This window comes from Mycobacterium sp. NGS62 (genome assembly GCF_059812285.1).
Genome location: NZ_JCALCK010000008.1, coordinates 107,186 through 129,131 on the forward strand (window position 1 = coordinate 107,186; position 21,946 = coordinate 129,131).

Genomic DNA, 21,946 nt, shown 5'->3' on the forward strand with positions numbered 1-21,946 from the left:
ACTATTCGGACGCCGGGCTGAGGTCGGGGACTTCTTGGCTCAGGCTTCGGACCGACGGCGCCTCGAATAAGGTGAGCACGCCGAGGTGGGTGTCGAAGGTCGCGTTGATAGCAGCGATTGCGCGCATCGCCGACAGTGAGTCTCCGCCGAGGTCGAAGAAGGAATCGTCGACTCCGACCTGGTCTACCCCGAGTACTTGGGCGTAAATGTCAGCCAGGATCTGCTCGACCAGGCTGGCCGGGGCGCGGTGATGACCGTTGCCGGGGCGCGGGGGCGTCGATGCCGGCAGTGGGGTGTCGCGGTGATCGAGCAGCCCGGTGGAGGACGGCAGCGGTTGGGTGGGGTTGGTAGTCATGGCCACCAGCACCTGCCGGAAGTGTTCGATCAGAGTGTCGATGTCGGCGGGGTCGAACACGTCGGTGCGGAACTGAACACGTAGGTGCAGTTCGCGGCCCGGCACGGCTTGGATGGTCAGCGGGTAGTGGTAGTAATCGCGGAACTCGGTGATGGCCAATTGGTGTTTGCCCGACAATGCATTGGCGTCAGCCGGGTAGTTCTCGTAGACGAAAACGGTGTCGAACAGCTGCTTGTGACCGGTGATGGCCTGAATGTCGCTTAGGCCTAGATGCTGGTGGTCCAGGGTGTGGTTGTGGGCGGTTTGGAGTTGGTTGAGCAACTCTGTGGTGGTGGTGTGCGGTGTGGTGGTCGCGCGCACTGGCACGGTGTTGATTAAGAGGCCCACCATGGCCTCGGCGCCGGCCAGCTCGGCCGGACGCCCGGAGACCACCACGCCAAAGGCCACATCACGCTGGCCGGTCAGCCCCATCAACAGCTGGGCCCAGGCGGCCTGCAGGACGGTGTTGACGGTGGTCTGCTGGGAGCGGGCCAACTCGGCAACTGCGCGGGTGAGCTGCTTGGACAGCTGCGCCGAGGTCATGCTGCGCAGACCCGCCGTCCACCACTGCGCCGGGCCGACCAGGGTCGGCGTGTCAAACCCGGCCAAAACCTCACGCCAGGCCTGCGCGGCGGCCTCGCGGTCGCGCTCGGCCAGCCAGGTGATAAACCGGCGATAGGGCGACGACGCGGGCAACCGCGCGTCGTTGTAGCCAGCGAAGATCTCACCCAGCAGGATCGGCAGCGACCAGCCATCAAAGACGATGTGATGGTTGGTCAGCACCAGCCGGTGCCGATCGGCGCCGGTGCGGATCAACACCGCCCGAAAGCCTGGCGCCTCGGCCAGGTCAAAGACCCCCGCCCGCTCACCGGCACACACCTGCTGGATCTGCTCCTCGACGCCGGCGCCGTCGAGCTCGATATAGCGCCACGGCGCTACCGGATCGGCGGGGATGATTGACACCGGCTCACCCGACCCGGCCCGGAAGCGGGCCACCAGGTTGGGATGGCGAGCCACCACAGTCTGCAACGCAGCACGCAACCGGCCGGCATCCAACGGCCCAGCCACGCTGATATCCATCTGGACCGCATACACGTCATCGCCGCTGGCCTGCGCAAGGCCGGCATGAACCAGCAGCCCCTGCTGCAGCGGGGACAACGGCAACACATCCGCAATGCGATGCTGCGCGTGCAGTTCATCGAGCTGCTGCTGGCTAATCTTCGCCGGAACAACATCCGACGGGGTCAACCCGCCCCCGCCCCCGCGCACATGGGCGCAGATCCCGGCCAGCGCCTCGAACCACAGCCGGCCCAGCCGGCTGACTTGCGCCTGATCCAACACCGAGGGCGCCCAGGTCCAGTTGGCGTGCAGCTGTGGGCCGGTGTCGGTGTCGACGGTGGCGGCGTTGAGTTCCACACTGTGGGCCAACGTCATCGGGATCGCCGCGGCCGTCGCCGTCAACCCCACACCCTGTTGGTTGACCCGCCACACATCACCTGAGGCATAGGCCGACGGCGCACCCAACCGCCCCAGATAGTTGAACCCGATCGGTGGATCCGACTCGGACAGGTCCACCTCGGTGTTCAGATACCGCAACAACCCATAGCTCAAGCCGTCGGGCAGCGCGCGTAGTTGTTCTTTGACGTCTTTGACCGCCGCCCCCAACGCGGCCTCACCGGCAAGCACCTGCCCCCAGTCCACCCCCCCAACCCGCATCGCCACCGGGTACTTGGTGGTAAACCAGCCCACCGTGCGCGACAGGTCCACCTCGTCGGCCAATTCCTCATGGCGCCCATGACCCTCGACATCGATGCCGATCGGCGCGCCACCGGTGCCGAAAAACTCCGCCGCCGCCACCCCGAAGGCGATCAGCAACACCTCATGTACCCCGGTATGAAACGCCGTGGGCACCTCACCGAGCAGCATCGAGGTGATCTCGGTATCCAACTCCATCGTCACGTGCCCGGCGCTGGCAAACGTATCCACACCCGGCTCTACCGCCGGCAGCACCGCAGGAATCTTCGCCACCCGTTTCCAGGTGTCCGCCTGGTCGACCACCTCGGGGTGATAGGCGTGCTCAGCCAGCAGCGCCGACCAGCGGGCAAACGATGTCTCACCGGCGGGCAATGCCACCGGCTGTCGGCTGCGATGCTGAGCCCAGGCGATGTTGAGGTCTTCAAGCAGGATCCGCCACGACACCCCATCAACGGCCAAATGGTGAACGATCACCACCAACTGTCCCGCCGGGGCCGCCCACACCGCGCTCAACAGCATCCCAGTGGCCGGGTTCAACCGCGACCGCGCCGCGACCACCGCCTCATCAGACAACACTTCCACGGTGGACAGACACCCGCGCGCATCCACCGACCCCACCTGGGGCACCCTCAGCGACCACCCGCCAGCCCCGTCGTCCTCAACCCGGGCCCGCAACATGGCATGGCGATCCAACAGCGCCTGCAACACCACGACCACGTCGGCCTCGCTCACCCCGGCAGGGGCCTGCAACACCACCGTCTGGTTGAACTGCTCAACCAGACCCTCCAGGCTATGCAGCCACCTCATGATCGGGGTGGCCACCACCGGTCCCAACCCTGCATCAACTGCGCCGTCGGCGCGCCCGGATATCCGGGATACCCGAGCTGGCCGGGCCACCCTGGCCAGCCGGGCCACGGTCTGCTCGACGAAGACATCGCGCGGTCGACACACCAGCCCCGCCAGCCGGGCCCGCGCGACCACCTGGATCGACAAAATGCTATCGCCGCCCAGTTCGAAGAACGAGTCATCGACCCCCACCCGCTCCACACCGAGCACCTCAGCGAAAATGCCGGCCAACGTCTCCTCGACCGAATCGCTTGGGGCACGGTAGCGATCGATGTCCTGATATCCCGGTGCCGGCAGGGCCCGGATATCAAGCTTGCCGTTGACCGTTAACGGCAGCGCCTCCAGCACCACCACCGCGGCGGGCACCATATAAGCCGGCAACCGCTCAGCCAACTTCGTGCGCGTGGCGCCCGGATCGGCGGTACCGGTGACATAACCGACCAGCCGCTTGTCGCCGGGGTGGTCCTCGCGGGCAACCACCACCGCCTGCTCGACCCCAGCCAGTCCGGCTAGCGCAGCCTGGATCTCCCCCAACTCGATGCGATAACCGCGAATCTTGACCTGCTGATCAGCACGTCCCAGATACTCCAACTGCCCATCGGGGCCCCAACGAACCAGATCCCCGGTGCGATACATCCGTGCCCCCGGCCCGCCGAAGGGACAGGCCACAAACCGCGACGACGTCAATGGCGACCGGCGCACATACCCATAGGCCAGCCCGGCGCCGGCCACATACAACTCCCCCACCACCCCGGCGGGCACGGGGCGCAGCCACCCGTCGAGCACGAAAAAGCCCAGGTGTGCCAACGGCACCCCGATCGGGCTGACGCTGCGATCGACATCCGCCTCGACGATCTCGCGGAACGACGCGTGCACCGTGGTTTCGGTGATGCCATACATATTGATCAACCGCGGCGAACCCCGGTGATGATCCAGCCAACCGCCAAGGCGCTGCGGTTCCAGCGCTTCCCCACCGAACACCACCGTCTCCAGCTTGAGCTGAGCTCCTAACTCGGGGGCCAGCGCATCGGCGGTTTGCAGCGCATAGAAGGCTGCCGGCGTCTGACTCAGCACAGTGGCCTGCTCGCTGGCCAGCAACGCATGCAACTCTTCGGGCGAACGCACCACCGCATCGGGCACCACTACCAGCCGCCCCCCATGCAGCAGCGCGCCGAAGATCTCCCAGACCGAGAAATCGAACGCCAACGAGTGACACTGCGTCCAGACTTGCCCTGCCGACAACTCCAGGTCAGCATCCAACGTGTCCAGCAGCCCGACCACGTTGCGATGAGCAACCGCCACGCCTTTGGGCGTTCCGGTGGTGCCTGAGGTGTAAATCAGATAGGCGATGTCGTCAGGCTTTGGCGTAGGCAGCGCAATGCTCGGTTGGCTGTCCACAGCGGGGTCGTGGATGTCGATGACCGCCACGTGATGGTCACCAAGTCGTCTGGTCAGCCCGGCGGTGGTGAGCGCGGCGATCGGCGCGGCATCGGCCACCATGAACCCGATCCGGGCATCGGGATGGCCGGGGTCGATCGCCAGATACGCTGCCCCCGTCTTCAGAACTGCCAGCATCGCCACAATCGCTTCGGCGGATCGCTCCATCAGCAGCGCCACACACTGCCCCGCACCGGCACCGTGCTCAATCAGCAAGTGCGCCAATCGATTCGACGCTTTGTCGAGCTCTCGGTAGCTCATGGCACGACCCTCAAAGCTGACCGCCACCGCCTCCGGAGCACGTGCCACCTGCGCGGCGAACACCACCGGAATCGACGCTGACGCCACCACCGGCGCAGCCAATACCGCCCGGTTAGTCCACTCATCCAGGTCGGTGTGTTCACCGGCATCCAGTACATCGATCGACGAGAACTGCTGCGCCGGGTCCGCGGCCATCGCCATCAACACGCGCTGCAACCGCTCAACCAATGCGTCGATGCTGGCGGGGTCGAACACATCGGTGCGAAACTCCACCGTGCCACCGATCCCGGCAAGCTCCCCGGCTTCGGTGAAACGTTCCGCAAGCGAGAACGTCAAATCCATTCGGGCGGTGTGGGTGTCCACCGGCAGCGGGGTCAGCTCCACATCACCCAAACGCAGCCCGGTGACCGGATCCCGGGCGAAGTTCTGCCAGGCCAACGCCACCTGAACCAGCGGGTGATAAGTCAACGACCGGGTCGGGTTGAGACGGTCTACCAGCACCTCGAAAGGCACATCTTGATGCTCGTAGGCGGCCAGGCTGCGCGAGCGCACCTGCGCCAACAACTCCGACACGGAGGGATCACCGGCCACATCGACGCGCAACACCAAGGTGTTGACGAAAAAGCCGACCAACTCATCCAGGACCGGGTCGCGCCGCCCGGCGATCGGGAACCCCACCGCCACATCAGAACTGGCGCTGATCTTTGCGAGAAGCACTGCCAGGGCGGCCTGCATCACCATGAAGCTGGTCGCGTTGTGCTCGGCTGCCAGCGTCCGTACCCGCTGCTGCAACTCGGCCGGCCACTGCACCGCTACAGTGGCACCGCGCTGATCAGCCACCGGCGGATAGGGCCGATCGGTGGGCAACGCCAGGCGTTCGGGAATTCCGGCCAATGCGCCTTCCCAATAGGCTAACTGGGAGGAGATCAAGCTGTCGCTGTCATCGAGCTCACCGAATTGTGCGCGCTGCCACAGCGTGTAGTCCACGTATTGCACTGCCAGCGGCGCCCAATTGGGCGCCTGCCCGGCTGACCGGCTGGCATAAGCCACACCGAGATCAGCCACCAACGGTCTCATCGACATACCATCGGCAGCGATGTGGTGCACCACCGCCACCAGCACATGCTCATCCTCGGCAACGGTGAAAAGCCGTGCTCGCAAGGGGATCTCGGTCGCAAGATCAAACGGCCGGCCCGCCGTCTCCTCAATGGCCTCGCCTAGCTGGTTTGCCGGCCAACCGCTGGCGTCAACGGTGTCCCAAGCCAACTCAACCTGATCAACAGGGATTACCGCCTGCTGCGGGACACCATCAGCGGCGGCGAACACCGTGCGCAAGCTTTCATGGCGGACCACCACATCGCCCAGCGCTGCACGCAACACCTCGGTATCTACGCGCCCACCCAGCCGTAAGGCCACCGCTAAGTTGTAAACCGGTGAGGGACCCTGCAATTGGTCGATAAACCACAACCGGTTCTGGGCGAACGACAACGGCACCACCGCCGGCCGGTCGCCAGCCATCAACGGCGCCAAGCCAGGTCCGCCAGCAGCCAGCCGCGGCGCCAACTGCGCAACCGTGGGCGCCTCAAACAACACGCGCACCGCCACACCGGCATCCAAAGCGGTATTGATCGCGGCGACCACCCGCATCGCCGAGAGCGAATCCCCGCCCAGATCGAAGAACGAGTCATCGACCCCGACCCGTTCGATCCCCAGCACTTGGGCGTAGATGCCGGCCAGGACCTCCTCGACCGGGTTGCCCGGAGCGCGGTAATGGTCAGCACTCTGATACTCGGGAGCAGGCAGGGCGCGGGTATCCAATTTGCCGTTGGGGGTGAGCGGCAGCGCCTCGAGCACCACCACCGCCGCGGGCACCATAAACGCCGGCAACCGTTCAGCGAGCTTCGAACGCGCGGAGGCCGCATCCACGGTCCCGGTGACATAACCGACCAAGCGCTTGTCACCAGGGCGGTCTTCACGGGCCACCACCACCGCCTGCTGCACCCCGGCGAGCAGCGCCAGCGCGGCCTGAATTTCCCCCAACTCGATGCGATAGCCGCGGATCTTGATTTGCTCATCGGCACGCCCCAGATACCGCAACTGACCATCGGCGCCCCACCGCACCAGATCGCCGGTGCGATACATCCGCCGTCCAGGCGATCCCGCATCCCCGAAGGGGCACGCCACAAACCGTGATGCGGTCTGCCCCGACCGGTGCCGATACCCGTAGGCCACCCCATCACCGGCCACATACAACTCACCGACCACCCCGATCGGCACCGGGCGCAACCACCCATCGAGCACAAACAACGCCGCCCCAGCCACCGGCGACCCGATCGGCACCCCCGACCCAGGCACCAACGGCGCACTGATCGCCACACACATCGTGGTCTCGGTGGGCCCATAGGCATTGAGCATCACCCGCCCAGACGCCCACCGATCCACCACCTCAGCGGGGCACGCCTCCCCGACCACCACCAACGCCGCCGACTCCAACCCCTGCGGCGACAACACCGCCACCGCCGACGGCGTCTGAGTCAACACATCGACGTGTTCACGAACCAGCAAGGCGTGCAGGTCTTCTGGCGAGCGAGTCACCCATTCCGGGGCCACCACCAACCGCCCACCGCGCAACAGCGCACCAAAGATCTCCCACACCGAAACATCGAAGGCCAACGTATGAGTCTGCGACCACACCCCCGGATCGGGCAGGCCCTGCAGCGACCCCAACAACTCGGTCACACTGCGATGCGCAACCGCCACCCCCTTGGGCAATCCCGTGGTGCCCGAGGTGTAAATCAAATAGGCGATGTCGTCGGGCCCCGGTGCCGGCAAGGCGGTGTCAGGCTGGCTGTCCACAGCGGGATCGTCGACGTCGATGACCGCCATCTCGTGCCCGTCTAGCCGCCCGGCCAAATCCGCGGTCGTGATTGCCGCGATCGGGGCGGCATCGGCCACCATGAACTCGATCCGGGTATCGGGATGGCCCGGGTCGATCGCCAGATATGCCGCCTGCGTTTTGAGGACCGCCAGCATCGCCACGACCGCTTCGGCGGATCGCTCCATCAGCAACGCCACACACTGCCCCGCACCGGCCCCGTGATCTACCAGCAAGTGCGCCAACCGGTTCGCTGCCTCATCCAACTCCCGATACGTCATCGAAGAGCCATCGCAGCTCAGCGCGGCCGTCGCTGGCGCGCGCGCGACCTGCGCCGCGAACAACACTGGAATCGATACCCCAGCAGGCGCTGGCAGACTCAACAACGCCCGGTTACCGATCTCATCGAGGCGGCTGTGCTCACTGGGGTCAACCACATCCATCGACGACACTCGCCGGGCCGGGTCAGCGGTCATCGCCACCAATACCCGCTCGAACCGCTGGATCAAGACCTCGATGCTGGCCGGGTCGAAGACATCGGTGCGAAACTCCACCGCTCCATCGATTCCCGCAAGCTCACCATCCTCAGTGAACTGCTCGGCCAGCGAAAACGACAGATCCATTCGCGCCGTGTGAGTGTCCACCGACAGCGGGGTCGCTTGCACATCACCCAAACTCAGCGTCGCGGGCTGATTGTTCTGCCAGGCCAACATCACCTGCACTAATGGGTGATGGGCCCGGCTTCTGGTCGGATTGAGCCGCTCCACCAACACCTCAAATGGCACATCCTGATGCTCATAAGCCGCCAGGCTGCGCGCGCGCACCTGCGCCAACACCTCCGCCACCGTGGGGTCACCGGCCACATCGATCCGCAACACCAAGGTGTTGACGAAAAAGCCCACCAACTCATCAAGCGCAGGATCGCGGCGCCCCGCGATCGGGAAGCCCACCGCCACATCAGAGCTGGCGCTCAACTTGGCCAACAACACCGCCAGCGCGGCCTGCACCACCATGAAACTGGTCGCATTATGCTCATGAGCCAGAGCGCGTATCCGCTGCTGCAACTCGACCGGCCACTCCACGGCCACACTGGCGCCACGCTGATCAGCCACCAACGGATAGGGCCGATCAGTGGGGAGCTCCAGGCGCTCCGGCATCCCGGCCAAAGCCTGCTGCCAATAAGCCAACTGGGAGGCGATCAAGCTCTCGCTGTCATCCAAGTCCCCGAACTGCGCACGCTGCCACAATGTGTAATCGACGTACTGCACCGCCAACGGCGCCCACTGCGGAGCCCCACCGGCACAGCGGGCGGCGTACGCCAACCCCAGATCAGCCACTAATGGCGCCATCGACACCCCGTCGGCCGCGATATGATGCGCCACCGCCACCAACACATGCTCATTCTGGGCAACGGTGAAAAGCCGTGCCCGCAAGGGGATCTCGGCCGCCAAATCAAAGCAGTGACGTGTCGTCTCCTCGACGGCTTCCTGCAGTCGGGTGGCCTGCCACGCGCCGGCATCGATCACGTCCCAACGCACCTCAGCGCGCTCAGCCGGAAGCACCACCTGCTGCGGAACACCATCAACAGCGGCGAACACCGTGCGCAGACTCTCATGACGGGCCACCACATCGCCCAGCGCTGCACCCAACGCCTCGGCATCCAGACGCCCACACAGCCGCAACGCCACCGCCATGTTGTAAATCGGTGACGGCCCCTGCAACTGATCCAAGAACCACAACCGGTTCTGGGCGAACGACAACGGCACCACCGCAGGACGATCGCCAGCCATCAACGGCGCCAATACATCTCCACCAGCGGCCAGCCGCGGCGCCAACTGCGCAACCGTGGGTGCCTCAAACAGCACCCGTACGGCGACACCGGCATCCAAAGATTTGTTGACCGCAGCGATCACCCGCATCGCCGACAACGAATCCCCACCAAGTTCGAAGAACGAGTCATCGACCCCGACCCGCTCCACACCCAACACCTCAGCGTAGATGCCGGCCAGGATCTCCTCGGTGGGGCTGGCCGGCGCGCGGTAACGATCAACGTCCTGATACTCCGGTGCCGGCAAGGCCCGGGTATTGAGTTTGCCGTTGACCGTCAACGGCAGCGCATCGAGTACCACCACCGTCGCGGGCACCATGTAGGACGGCAACCGCTCAGCTAGCTTCGCGCGCGCGGTGGCCGGATCGGCGGTGCCGGTGACATAACCGACCAGACGTTTGTCGCCGGGGTGGTCCTCACGGGCAATCACCGCCGCCTGCTCGACCCCCGCCAAACCGCCCAGCGCGGCCTGAATCTCACCGAGCTCGATGCGATACCCACGAATCTTGACCTGCTCGTCAGCCCGACCCAGATATTCCAGTTGCCCATCGGGGCCCCAGCGCACCAAATCCCCGGTGCGATACATCCGTGTTCCCGGCGCCCCGAAAGGACATGCCACAAACCGCGACGACGTCAACCCCGGCCGGCGCACATACCCATACGCCAGACCGGCGCCAGCCACATACAACTCCGCCACCACCCCGGCGGGCACCGGGCGCAACCACCCGTCGAGAACGAAAAAGCCCAGATGCGCCAACGGCCCGCCAATAGGACTGGTGCTGCAATCGACATCCGTCTCGACGATCTCGCGGAACGAGGCATGCACCGTGGTCTCGGTGATGCCATACATATTGATCAACCGCGGCAACCCCGGATGACGATCCAGCCATCCCCCAAGGCGTTGCGGTTCCAGCGCTTCCCCGCCGAAGACCACCGTCTCCAACTTCAGCTGAGATCCCAACTCGGGGGCGAGCGCATCAGCAGTTTGCAGCGCATAAAAGGCCGAGGGGGTCTGACTCAACACACTGACCTGTTCGGTGGCCAACAACGCATGCAACTCTTGAGGCGAACGCACCAGCGCATCGGCCACTACTACCAGCCGGCCGCCATGCAATAGCGCACCGAAGATTTCCCACACCGAGAAGTCGAACGCCAACGAATGGCATTGCGACCACACCTGTCCCGACGACAGCTCCAAATCTGCATCCAAAGTGTCCAGCAGTCCGACCACGTTGCGGTGCGGGATCGCCACCCCCTTAGGCAATCCGGTGGTGCCGGACGTGTAGATCAGATACGCGATGTCGTCAGGGCCGGGCGCCGACAGCGCAGTGCTCGGTTGGCTGTCGACGGCGGTGTCGTCGATGTCGATGACCGCCACCTGATGGCCATCTAGCCGGCCGGCCAGCCCAGCGGTGGTGAGCGCGGCGATCGGCGCGGCATCGGCCACCATGAATCCGATGCGCGCATCGGGATGGCCTGGGTCGATGGCCAAATACGCCGCGCCGGTTTTGAGCACCGCCAGCATCGCCACGACCGCTTCAGCCGATCGCTGCATCAGCAGCGCCACACACTGGCCCGGGCCAGCGCCGTGGCCAATTAGCAGGTGCGCCAACCGGTTCGACGCGTCATCGAGTTCACCGTACGTCATCGAGCGACCATCGAAGCTGATCGCCACGGCCTCCGGAGCACGCGCTACCTGCGCGGCGAACACCATCGGAATCGACCCGAAGGCCACCTCCGGTTGGGTCAAGACTGCCTGATTGCCAATCACATCCAGTCGGACATGCTCGCCGGCATCGAGCACATCGACCGACGACACCCGCCGGGCCGGATCGGCGGTCATCGCCATCAACACTCGCCGCAACCGCTCGATCAGCGTCTCGATGCTGACCGCATCGAACACGTCGGTGCGGAATTCCACCGTTCCGCCGATGCCGGCGGGCGCACCGTTGTCGGCCCAGCGTTCAGTCAGGGAGAAGGTCAAATCCGTGCGGGCAGTGCGGGTCTCTACCGGTACCGGCGTGACGTGTAGATCGCCCAAACCCAAGCCGGCGACGGGATCCCCGGCGAAGTTCTGCCAAGCCAACAACACCTGCACCAGCGGATGGTGGGCGCGGCTTCGGGTCGGGTTGAGCCGCTCAACCAGTACCTCGAACGGCACATCCTGGTGCTCATAGGCCGCCAGGCTGCGCGCGCGCACCTGCGCCAACACCTCAGCTACGGTCGGATCACCGGCTACGTCGACCCGCAACACCAACGTGTTGACGAAAAAGCCCACCAACTCATCCAGGACCGGGTCACGCCGCCCTGCAATCGGGAAGCCCACCGCCACATCAGAATTGGCGCTCAACTTGGCCAACAACACCGCCAGCGCAGCCTGCACCACCATGAAACTGGTCGCATTGTGCTCACGAGCCACCCGGGCAACCTGCTGCTGCAACTCGCCCGGCCACTCCACCGCCACACTGGCCCCACGGAAATCAGCCACCAATGGATAGGGCCGATCAGTGGGAAGCTCCACACGCTCGGGCATCCCAGCTAACGCGCTTTCCCAATAGGCCAACTGAGAGGCGATCAGGCTCTCACTGTCGTCGAGCTCACCGAACTGCGCGCGCTGCCACAACGTGTAATCGACATACTGCACCGCCAACGGCGCCCAACCCGGAGCCTCGCCGGCACAGCGGGCGACATATGCCACACCCAAATCAGCCACCAGCGGGGTGATCGACCAACCGTCGGCAGCGATGTGATGCACCACCGCCACCAGCACATGCTCATCCTCACCAACCCGGAAAAGCCGTGCCCGCAACGGGATCTCGCTCGCCAGATCAAAGCAGTGACTTGTCGTCTCCTCGACCGCCTCCTGCAGACCGCTAGCCGACCAACCGCTGGCATCAACGACGTCCCAGCCCAACTCGGCGCGCTCAACAGGAACCACCACCTGCTGCGGAACACCATCCGCCGCGGCGAACACCGTGCGCAAGCTCTCATGCCGGCCCACCACATCGCCCAGCGCTGCGCCCAATGCCGCGGTATCCAGACGCCCGCCCAGCCGCAACGCCACCGCCATGTTGTAAACCGGTGAAGGACCCTGCAACTGATCAATGAACCACAACCGGTTCTGGGCAAACGACAACGGCACCACCGGCGGTCGATCGCCAGCCACCAACGGCGCCAACACATCCCCACCGGCACCCAGTCGCGGCGCCAACAACGCAACCGTCGGCGCCTCGAACAACGCCCTTACCGACACACCGGCATCCAACGACTTGTTGACCGCCGCGATCACCCGCATCGCCGATATGCTGTCGCCACCCAAATCGAAGAACGAGTCGTCGACTCCGACCCGGGCCACCCCCAGCACTTGGGCATAGATACCGGCCAGGATCTCCTCAACCGCGTTGGCCGGGGCGCGGTACTCGGCAGCGGTGTACTCCGGCGCGGGCAGCGCGCGAATATCCAATTTGCCGTTGACCGTCCGGGGCAGCGCCTCGAGCACCACCACCGCCGCGGGCACCATAAACGCCGGCAACCGTTCAGCCAAGGCAGCGCGCGCGGCAGCGGGCTCAGCGGTCCCCGTCACATAGCCGACCAGGCGCTTATCACCGGGGCGCTCCTCGCGGGTAACCACCGCCGCCTGCTCCACACCGTCGAGTGCGGCAAGCGCTGCTTGGATCTCACCCAACTCGATGCGATAGCCGCGGATCTTGACCTGGTCATCGGCACGGCCGAGATACTGCAGCTGCCCGTCGCGGCCCCACCGCACCAGGTCTCCGGTGCGATACATCCGTGCCCCAGAACCCCCGAACGGACACGCCACAAATCGCGACCCGGTCAAACCGGCCCGGTGCCGATACCCGTATGCCAATCCGGCTCCGGCCACATACAACTCACCCACCACCCCGGCCGGCACCGGGCGCAAACATCCATCGAGCACAAACAATGCCGCCCCGGGCACCGGCGCACCGATCGGCACCACCCCCGACCCGGGTATCAACGGCGCGCTGATCGTCACAATCATCGTGGTCTCGGTGGGGCCGTAGGCGTTGACCATCACGCGTCCGGGCGCCCACCGATCCACCACCTCGGCCGGACAGGCTTCTCCGGCTACCCATAACGTCGCCGACTCCAACCCCTGCGGCGATAACGCCGCCACCGCCGATGGCGTCTGCCCAAGCAGGTTGACGTGCTCGGCAACCAGTAAGTCGTGGAAGTCATCCGGCGAGCGCGCCACCGAGTCGGGCACCACCACCAACCGCCCACCACGCAGCAGGCAACCGAAGATCTCCCACACCGAGGAGTCGAATGCCAAGGTATGCGTCTGCGACCACACCCCTTCGCGAGGCAGGTTGGCATCTGGCGACGCCAACAGCTGGGTCACGTTGCGGTGGGTCACCACCACTCCCTTGGGCACTCCGGTGGTGCCCGAGGTGTAAATCAGATACGCGATATCGTCAGGGTCCGGCACCGGCAGTGCAGTGTTGGGTTGGCTGCGCAGCGCGGGGTCGTCGACATCGATGATCATCAGGTCGTGCCCGTCGAAGCGCCCGGCCAGATCAGCGGTGGTAATCGCGGCGATCGGCGCGGCATCAGCGACCATGAACCCGATCCGCGCATCGGGATGGCTCGGGTCGATCGGCAGATACGCCACCCCCGCCTTGAGCGCCGCCAGCATCGCCACGACCGCCTTGGCGGAACGCTCCAAGAGCAACGCCACGCTCTGCTCCGGGCCGGCGCCCCTCTCAACCAGCTTGTGCGCCAACCGATTAGCTGCCTCATCCAACTCTCGATAGGTCATCGAAGAGCCGTCGAAACGCAGTGCCACCGCCTCCGGGGTGCGGGCCACTTGCGCGGCGAACGCCACCGGAATCGACCCCAACACCGGTTCCGGTTGGGTCAACGCTGCGTGATTACCCATCACATTCAGTTGGGCGTAGTCAGTCGCATCGAGCAGATCCATCGACGAAAGCTGCCTACTCGGGTCCGCGGTCATTGCAGTCAACACCCGCTCGAACCGCTGGATCAGCGTCTCGATGCTGGCCGCGTCGAAGACATCGGTGCGAAACTCCACCGCCCCGCCGATCCCGGCCGGCTCGCCGGCCTCAGTCCACCGTTCAGCCAACGAGAACGTCAAATCCATTCGCGCGGTGTGGGTGTCCACCGACAGCGGGGTGGCCTGCAGATCGCCCAAACCCAACGTGGCGGGCTGATTGTTCTGCCAGGCCAACGCCACCTGCACCAGCGGGTGACGGGTCAGCGACCGGGTCGGGTTGATCCGCTCGACGAGTACCTCGAAGGGCACGTCTTGGTGCTCGTAGGCGGCCAGGCTGCGCGCGCGCACCTGCGCCAGCAACTCCCGCACGGTGGGATCACCGGTCACATCGACCCGCAGCACCAACGTGTTGACGAAAGACCCCACCAATTCATCAAGCGCAGGGTCGCGGCGTCCGGCGATCGGGAACCCCACCGCCACATCAGAACTGGCGCTGAGCTTGGCCAACAACACCGCCAATGCGGCTTGCAGCACCATGAAACTGGTCGCATTGTGCTCGCGAGCCACCTGAGCAATCTGATGCTGCAGCTCCGCCGGCCACTCCACCGCCACGCTGGCCCCGCGGTAATCCGCCACGGCCGGGTAGGGCCGATCAGTGGGAAGCTCCAGGCGCTCCGGCATCCCGGCCAGGGTCTCCTCCCAGTAGGCCAACTGAGAGGCGATCGGGCTATCGCTGTCGTCGAGCTCACCGAGTTGCGCGCGCTGCCATAGCGTGTAATCCACATACTGCACCGCTAGCGGCGCCCAACCAGGACTCTGCCCGTCACACCGGCTGGCATAAGCCACACCCAGGTCAGTCACCAGCGGGGCGATCGACCAGCCGTCGGCAGCGATATGGTGCACCACCCCCACCAGCACATGTTCGTCCTGATCGAGAATGAAAAGTCGTGCCCGCAAAGGGATCTCAGTAGCCAAATCAAAGCAATGGCGCGCTGTCTCCTCGATAGCAACCTGCAGCCGGCTAGTCGGCCACCTGCTGGCATCAACAACGTCCCAGCCGATGTCGGCTCGCTCTGGGGCCACCACCAACTGCTGGGGGACGCCATCCGGAGCGACAAACAGCGTCCGCAGGCTTTCATGGCGGGCCACCACATCGGCCAGCGCTGCGCCCAACGCCTCAGCATCCAGGCGTCCGCCCAGCCGCATGGCCACCGCCATGTTGTAAACCGGTGAGGGGCCCTGCAACTGATCAACGAACCACAATCGGTTCTGGGCAAATGACAACGGCACTACCGGCGGCCGCTCGCCAGCCACCAACGGCGCCAACACATCCCCGCCAGCGGCCAGGCGCGGCGCCAACTGCGCAACCGTGGGCGCCTCAAACAGAAGGCGCACCGCCACACCGGCATCCAACGATTTGTTCACCGCAGCGATCACCCGCATCGCCGAAATGCTGTCGCCACCCAGATCGAAGAACGAATCATCAGCCCCGACCCGCTCCAAGCCCAACACCTGGGCGTAGATGCCGGCCAAGACCTCCTCCACCGGACCGGCCGGGGCCCGATACTCGCCACCGGTGTATTCCGGTATCGGCAGGGCTCTCTTGTCGAGTTTGCCGTTGACTGTCAGCGGCAGCGCTTCCAGCACCACCACCGCGGCGGGAACCATATAGGCCGGCAACCGCTCGGCCAGCGCGCTACGTGTCTGGGCCGGATCAGCGGTCCCGGTGATATAGCCCACCAGGCGCTTGTCACCGGGACGGTCCTCGCGGGCAACCACCGCCGCCTGCTGCACCCCAGCGCACCCGGCCAGCGCGACCTGAATTTCGCCCAACTCGATGCGGTAGCCACGGATTTTGACCTGCTCATCGGCACGCCCCAAATACCGCAATTGCCCGTCGGGGCCCCAAGACGCCAGGTCCCCGGTGCGATACATCCGCGACCCGCCCGCACCAAGCGGACACGCCACAAACCGCGACGACGTCAGCCCCGACCGGCGCCGATACCCATACGCCAACCCCAACCCGGCCACGTACAACTCACCCACCACGCCCGCCGGCACCGGACGCAACGATTTATCCAGCACAAACAACGCCGCCCCGGGCACCGGCCCACCGATCGGCACCACCGCCGACCCGGGCACCAGTGGCGCACTGATCGTCACGACCATCGTGGTCTCGGTGGGGCCGTAGGCGTTGACCATCACCCGCCCGCGCGCCCAGCGATCCACCACCTCGGCCGGACAGGCCTCGCCGGCTACCAGCAATGCCGTCGACTCCAAACCCTCCGGCGACAATGCCGCGACCGCAGAAGGCGTCTGGGTCAACACGGTGACCTGTTCGGCGACCAGCAAGTCGTGCAGGTCTTCCGGCGAACGCGCCACCGAGTCGGGCACCACTATCAGGCGCCCACCACGCAGCAGCGCGCCGAAGATCTCCCACGCAGAGGTGTCGAAGGACAGCGAATGCCACTGGGTCCACGCGTCGGGAGGCAGCAGTTCGGCATCCAGCGTCGCCAGCAGCTGGGTCACGTTGCGGTGGGTAACCGCCACGCCTTTGGGCATTCCGGTGGTGCCCGAGGTGTAGATCAGATACGCGATGTCATCGACCGCGGGTGCGGGCAACGCGGTACACGGACAACTATCGATGCGCGGGTCAACGACATCGATGACCGCCACATCACATCCGCCTAGCCGGTCTGCCAACCCGGTGGTGGTGATCGCAACGACCGGCGCAGCATCGGCCAACATGAACTCGATGCGCGCATCGGGATGGCCCGGATCGATCGGCACGTACGCGGCCCCCGCTTTGAGCACCGCCAGGATCGCCACGACCGCCTCAGCAGAACGCTCCACCAGCAACGCCACACACTGCCCGAGACCCACACCATGGTCGACCAACAAGTGCGCCAACCGATTCGACGTTTCGTCGAGTTCGCGGTAGCTCATTGAGCGGCCGTCACAGGTCAACGCCACGGCAGCTGGGGCACCCGCCACCTGACCGGCGAACAACACCGGAATCGACCCCGCCGGTCCCGCCGGCGGCAGGCTCAACACCGTCCGGTTAGCCCACCCATCGAGTCGGGCGTGCTCAGCGGCATTCAGCACATCCACCGACGACACTCGTTGTGCGGGGTCGGCGGCCAGCGCCATCAGCACGCGCTCCAGTCGCTGAATCAGGACCTCGATGCTGGCCGCGTCGAAAACATCGGTGCGAAACTCCACCGCCCCGCCGATCCCCGCAGGCGCACCGCTGTCGGTCCAGCGTTCAGCCAGTGAGAACGTCAAATCCATCCGGGCAGTGCGGGTCTCCACCGGCATCGGTGTGACCTGCAAATCACCCAAACCCAGCGCGGCGATGGGGTCACTGGAATGCCCGGCGAAGTTCTGCCATGCCAGCAACACCTGGACCAGGGGATGGTGGGCCCGGCTCCGGGTCGGATTGAGCCGCTCGACCAGAGCTTCGAAGGGCACGTCCTGGTGCTCATAGGCGGTCAGGCTGCGCGCCCGTACCTGAGCCAGCACCTCACCGAGGGCGGGGTCCCCGGTCACATCGACCCGCAGCACCAAGGTGTTGACGAAAAAGCCGACCAACTCATCCAGGACCGGATCACGCCGCCCGGCGATCGGGAAGCCCACCGCCACATCCGAATTGGCGCTGATCTTGGCCAACAACACCGCCAGGGCGGCCTGGACCACCATGAAACTGGTCGCATTGTGCTCACGAGCCACCCGGGCAACCTGCTGCTGCAATTCGACCGGCCAGTCCACCGCCACACTGGCTCCGCGGTAATCGGCCACCAGCGGATAGGGCCGATCAGTGGGAAGCTCCAGGCGCTCCGGCATCCCGGCCAAAGCGCGCTCCCAGTAGGCCAACTGGGAGGCGATGGTGCTCTCGTTGTCGTCGAGGTCACCGAATTGCGCGCGCTGCCATAGCGTGTAGTCGACGTACTGCACCGCCAACGGCGCCCAACCAGGAGCCTCGCCGGCACATCGGCTGGCGTAAGCCGCGCCCAGATCAGCCACCAGCGGGGCCATCGACAAGCCGTCGGCAGCGATGTGATGGGCTACCGCCACGAGCACATGCTCATCCTCAGCGGCGCGGAAAAGCTGTGCTCGCAAGGGGATTTCGCTCGCTAAATCAAAGCAGTGGCTTGTCGTCTCCTCGATGGCCGCCTGTAGCCGGCTGGTCGACCATGTGCTGGTATCGACAACCTGCCAGCCGAAATCGGCCCGCTCCACCGGGACGACTACCTGTTGCGGAACACCGTCGGGCGCAGGAAACAGCGTGCGCAAGCTTTCATGGCGGGCCACCACGTCGCTCAGTGCGGTACCCAACGCCGCGGTATCCAGGTGTCCGCCCAGCCGTAATACCACCGCCATGTTGTAGACCGGTGAGGGACCCTGCAACTGATCGATGAACCACAACCGGTTCTGGGCAAATGACAACGGCACCACTGCCGGCCGCTCGCCAGCCACCAACGGCGCCAACACATCCCCGCCAGCGGCCAGGCGCGGTGCCAGTTGGGCAACGGTAGGCGTCTCGAATAGAACGCGCACCGCCACACCGGCATCCAGAGACTTGTTGACCGCAGCGATCACCCGCATCGCCGAAATGCTGTCGCCGCCCAAGTCGAAGAACGAATCATCAGCCCCGACCCGCTCCAAGCCCAACACCTGGGCGTAGATGCCAGCCAGGACCTCCTCCACCGGCCCGGTCGGGGCCCGATACTCGCCAGCGGCGTATTCGGGTGTCGGCAGCGCGCGAATGTCGAGTTTGCCGTTGGCGGTGAGCGGCAAGGCCTCAAGCACCACCACCGCCGCGGGCACCATATAGGCCGGCAGCCGTTCAGCCAGCGCACTACGTGTCTGGGCCGGATCAGCGGTCCCGTTGACATAACCCACCAGGCGCTTGTCGCCGGGGCGGTCCTCGCGGGCAATCACCACCGCCTGCTCGACGCCAGCGCACCGCATCAGTGCGGCCTGGATTTCCCCCAACTCGATGCGATAGCCGCGGATCTTGACCTGCTCATCGGCACGCCCCAGATAGTCCAACTGCCCATCAACACCCCAGCGCACCAGATCCCCGGTGCGATACATCCGCGCCCCAGCACTGCCGAACGGACACGCCACAAACCGCGACGACGTCAGCCCCGACCGGTGCCGATACCCATAGGCCACCCCATCACCGGCCACATACAACTCACCGACCACCCCGACCGGCACCGGGCGCAACCACCCATCGAGCACGAACAACGCCGCCCCAGCCACCGGCGACCCGATCGGCACCCCCAACCCCGGGGCCAACGGCGCACTGATCGCCACACACATCGTGGTCTCGGTGGGCCCATAGGCATTGAGCATCACCCGCCCCGACGCCCAGCGATCCACCACCTCGGCCGGACACGCTTCCCCGACCACCACCAACGCCGCCGACTCCAACCCCTGCGGCGACAACGCCGCCACCGCCGACGGCGTCTGAGTCAACACATCAACCTGCTCGTCAACCAGCAAGGCATGCAGGTCCTGCGGTGAACGGGTCACCGCATCAGGTGCCACCACCACCCGGCCACCCCGCAGCAGGCCACCAAAGATCTCCCACACCGAAACGTCAAAGGCCAACGTATGAGTCTGCGACCACACCCCCGGATCGGGCAGGCCCTGCAGCGACCCCAACAACTCGGTCACACTGCGATGCGCAACCGCCACCCCCTTGGGCAACCCCGTGGTGCCCGAGGTGTAAATCACATACGCGACATCATCAGCCACCGGCGCCGGCAACGCCGTGCTGGGCTGGCGCTCAATGCGCGAATCGTGGACATCCACGATCACCAACTCATGCCCGGCAAGGCGCCCGGCCAGATCCGCGGTAGTGAGCGCGGCAATCGGCGCAGCATCAGCCACCATGAACTCAATCCGCGCATCGGGGTGAGCCGGGTCGATCGCTACATACGCCGCCCCGGTTTTGAGCACCGCCAGCATCGCCACAATCGCCTCAGCAGAACGTTGCACCACAAGCGCCACACGTTCACCCGGACCCGCACCCTGCCCAACCAACAAGTGCGCCAACCGATTCGACGCCTCATCGAGCTCGCGGTAGCTCATTGAGTCGCCGTCAAAGGTCAACGCCGCCGCCTCGGGCGCACGCGCCACTTGCTCGGCGAACAACCCCGGAATCGACACCCCTGCCGGAGCCGCCAAGCTCAATACCGCCCGGTTGCCGACCTCGTCGAGGCGGACATGCTCGCCCACACCCAGCAGGTCCATCGACGACAACCGCGCGCCCGGATCGGCGGTCATCGCCACAAACACTCGTTCCAACCGCGCTACTAAGTCGCGCGTATCGCAGTTCGAAAACAATTCCCCAGCGCCGGGTGTGCTGAGGAAAAGCTGATCGTCGTCCCTAAAAAAGACCAGCCTGAACTGATCCCCGAGGCCATCATGAGTCAGAGTCGCCGATACGGGAGAACCGGCAAGGTCTGCCATATGGGTGGTCGGAATGAAATTGACGGCTACTCGATTCGACGCTGGCCCGGTTCCGCGGAGACGCGTTTTATTTTCGATAGCATGCACCGGGTACCGCTGATGCTGTAGTGCTTCCCGGATTCGGGTATCGACGTGTTCACAAAAATCAGCAACCGTGGCATCCGGCAAAGGTTTGAACACCAGCGGAACCACCCCGGAAATCATTCCGGGCACCAGCTTTACCTCGGGGCGCACACGCCTGCTGACCGGAAAATCGAACACCACGTCCGACCCCTCGGTGTCGCTTCCGCGTACCAGCAGCGCGCATGCCGCAGTAATCACCGATGAGCGGCGCATCCCCAACGTCTTTGACAACTCGTCGATCCCGGCGACGGCGGACGGGTCCAATTGAATCGGCGCCGATGATTCATCCCCATCGCGCCCGCCCACGTCGTGCGTGAACCGGGAACGCACTTCGCCTTCCGGCGCGAGATTGGTTGTCCAAAAGTCCTGGTCATCGAGATATTCGCGGGATGCTTCATATTCTGATTCGCAATCAATCAGATCATTCAGCGACCCGAAAAACCCCGGAGGAATCGATTCGCCGGAAGCAAGTGCGTTATAGACCACTGCGATTCGATGGCACACAAAGGCGAGGCCAATTCCATCCACCACGATGTGGTGGCAGCACACGAAAAAATAGAATTCGTCGACCCGTGTTTGCAGCAACGCAAATTTGAACAACGGACCATCGAGCGGCATCAGTGTGCGTTGAATCGACGATGCTAACCGATAGGCGTCCTGCGCGGGTTTTTGCGAGCTCGTGAGATCGTGGCGAGCGAGCTCAATGTCCGGATGATCGACCACCTTTTGGTAAATCTGCTCATCCACCTGGAAAAAAGTGGCTCTCAGTGGTTCGGCCTCGTGCACCACCTCACGGATGGCCGACTCAAATAAGTCAGGGTCAATCGGCCCTGCGATGTGAATAAAAACGCCCAGTTGCCACTTGGCGTCTGCGCGCCCAGTTTGCTCCGCAAGCCATATATCCAGCTGACCCCGCGTCAGCGGAAGCGACACCCCGCTATTAAGTGCCAT

General features: G+C 65.1%; 1 protein-coding gene. It reads right to left on the reverse strand.

The window, feature by feature from the left end; translation table 11 throughout:
* Position 1: 1 nt before the first annotated feature.
* The gene (locus AC5Y49_RS18670; protein WP_499889680.1) at positions 2–21,946 is read right to left on the reverse strand and encodes a non-ribosomal peptide synthase/polyketide synthase; all 21,945 of its coding nucleotides are present in this window, start codon (positions 21,944–21,946) and stop codon (positions 2–4) included.